Annotated in this window: 2 protein-coding genes and 1 pseudogene; all 3 read left to right on the forward strand. The window is 40.9% G+C overall.

Features of this window, described 5'->3' with window-relative positions; all coding sequences use genetic code 11:
• Positions 1-793: pseudogene (locus tag DWZ03_RS19635) on the forward strand (hypothetical protein); the annotation flags it as partial.
• 13 nt (positions 794-806) lie between these two features.
• Positions 807-1,730, forward strand: a complete 924-nt coding sequence (locus tag DWZ03_RS19640) for a DUF3869 domain-containing protein (RefSeq protein WP_098032877.1) — start codon at positions 807-809, stop codon at positions 1,728-1,730.
• A 40-nt stretch (positions 1,731-1,770) separates the two neighbouring features.
• Entirely contained in the window at positions 1,771-2,895 is a 1,125-nt protein-coding gene (locus DWZ03_RS19645; protein WP_120130554.1) for an OmpA family protein, read from the forward strand.
• Positions 2,896-2,938: the final 43 nt, after the last annotated feature.

Here is a 2,938-nt window from a genome sequence, read left to right on the forward strand (position 1 = left end):
CAAGATTGATGTATTGGTGTATCCGGAATTCTCTTTCAAGAACGTGATTATTACGCAGATTTATCAAGTTCTATTTGATTTGAGCCCTGCAATAGAAATTTCGTTATGGAAGGGTATGAAAGCCACAGCACAAGTGAAGATACCGGTTTATAATGATGGATATGGGGCTCGGGAAGGAAAGGTTCATCCGGGTTTCTTGACTCTTTCACAACGTTTTCGATTGCCTTATAACGTTTTTGGTAAATTTTCAGTAGGTTATTTTAGTGGCAACCGATATGGTGCTGATGTAGATTTCTTTCGACCCTTTAAGGATGAGCGCTTTTCTTTGTTGGCAAGAATAGGATATACGGGAGCTGGACGTTGGGACGGATTTAAGTTCCAATATGATCCTTCATTATGGCGTGTGACGTGGTCTTTGGGTGGAAATTTCTATTGGCCGCGATTTAATACACAGTTCACACTGAAAGCTGAACAGTATTTGTTGAAGGAAAAGGGGATTAAATTCGATATGATTCGTCATTTCCGTTATTGCTCAATCGGTTTTTATGCCATGAAGGCAGAGCATGCTAAAGCGAATGGAGGATTCCGGTTTCAAGTGGCATTGCCTCCTTATAAGTATAAAAGGAAAGGATATGTACCGCGTGTGAATACTTCTACCAATATGGGTATTTCTTATAATGCAGGTAATGAAAGGTATTATTATAAGGAATACAAGGCAGAGGCAAGTGATAATATAATGGAAGAAAATAGTTTTAACCCATATTTTATTAAGTCAGAATTGTTAAATTTTTAATTAATTAATTGAGATGAAAAAGAAAAGTTTTTTAAGTGGCGTAAATGCTAAATTAGCATTGGCTACAGTGGCTTTGACAAGCGTAATGTTTACAAGCTGCGAAAAAGAGGAATTTAATGTTGCGCCAGTAGAATTAGAACCTGCAAGTGCTACGGTGGCAATTACTGTATATGATTTGGCTGATGGCTCTATCGTAGAGGGTGCAAGCATTACAGAAAATGGTGCTGCTATCGCAAGCAATCCTTTTGTAATTCCTGCTGGTGCAGACGGTAAGATTGCTGCTGTAACAAGAACTTTTGCTGCAACAAAAGTAGACTATTTGGGCGGTGAAGGCCAAGCTGTTGTTCCTGCTTTGAACAAAGGACAGTTCGCTTTGATTCCGGTAAGCATTTTTATGCAACAAGAATTGAATGCAGCTAAGGATGTTGAGGTTAAGCAAGACGAAGAGTCAGTTGAACCTACTGAAGAGCCTAAAACACAAGAAGGTGGTAAAAATACTGGTGATAAGGCTAAAAATATGGATTTTACATATAAAGCAAAAGTTGGTCAGGAAATTACTAATCTTCCTGCTGTAAATGCATATATTGATGCTCTGCCTGCTACAAAAGCATTGTCTGATGCTGATGTAAAGAAAGTGTTGAAAGCTTTGGTTAAATCTTATAGCCCGGGTATTACAGAGGTAGATGCTACTAAGACAGTTTTGGTTCCTGCTCAGACGCTTGTAACGTTGAATACTGTTACTGAATACGAAACTTCTGATAATACAATTTCTACTATTGTAGATGGTAAATTGTATACTATTCCTAATGTGAAGATTAAGAAGGTCGTTAGGACAGTTGTAACTCCTTCCTTTACTCCAATAAATCATGGTCATGGTCATGGACATGGTGGTGATAACAATGCCGGTGGTGGTATCGGTGACGGTGCAGCTTACTAAAATCGTTTTAGTTAGTATTTAATTTAAAACTAAAGGAATAATGAAAAGTAAATTAGTAATAGCCTCCTTATTATTAGCAGGCGCTTGTGCAGCAAATCTGAATGCACAAGAAAAAACGAACTACTACACTCCGAAATGGAGCGATAATATCTTCGTGAGTGTAGGTGGTGGTGTCCACGCTATCAACAATGATGGTTTCAATAAATTGGCTCCGCATTTCAGCGTATCAATTGGTAAGTTGATTACTCCGACATGGGGTGTACGTGCTCAGTTCAATGGTGTTACTCAGCACTTGTGTCTGGATAACTCATATTGGGAACATAATAAGACGTACTTTGGTGGTAACATTGATGCAATGATCAATCTTTCTACATTGTTCGCAGGCGTTAATCCTAACCGTTTCTTCGAAGTTTATGGATTCTTGGGTCCTCAAGTGACTGTTGCAAAGTCAGCTAATGTGCTGATTCAAAACGATGGAACAATGATTCCTGATGGAGATGAAAAGGCTAGAGCACGTGTAGGCGCTTCTGCTGGTTTGGGCTTGAAGTTCAATATCAACACTAAGTGGGCCATTGACGTAGAAGCTCGCGGTGCTATTGCTCCGTCTGTATTCGGCAATATCAGCAGCCATCGCAAGGCTGAAGGTACAGGTATGCTGACCGCAGGCGTTAGCTACATCTTCGGCGGTAAGAAGTTCGTTCCGGTTTCTAAGATTGATGAAGACGCAGTCAATGCAGAAATCAACAGATATAGAAGTGAACTGGCTCAGGCTCAGGCTGACCTGGCTAACTGCAAGAATGCACTGGCCAACGCTAAACCTGAAGTTAAGGAAGTGACCAAGGAAGTTGAAGTTGCCGGTCCGCGTGCCATCTTCTTCAAGATTGGCAGCGCCCGTCTGGACGACTATGGCAAGGTTAACATCGAACTGGCAGCCAAGATTCTGAAGGCTAATCCGGACAAGAAGTACAAGGTTGCAGGCTATGCCGACAAGGCTACCGGTAGCGCTTCTTGGAACCAGAAACTGTCTGAAAAGCGTGCTCAGGTTGTTTACGATGCTTTGATTGCAGAAGGTGTAAGTAAAGACCAACTTGAGCTCGTAGGATTCGGAGGTACTGAAAACATGTTCGGCAAGAACTTCCTGAACCGTGTAGTTATCCTGGAATAATAACTCCAAGTGACAAATAGACTCTAAAAATGAAGGCGTCTGG

Origin of the sequence: Bacteroides sp. AF29-11, from assembly GCF_003602895.1 — a bacterium.
Taxonomy (GTDB): Bacteria; Bacteroidota; Bacteroidia; order Bacteroidales; family Bacteroidaceae; genus Bacteroides; species Bacteroides uniformis.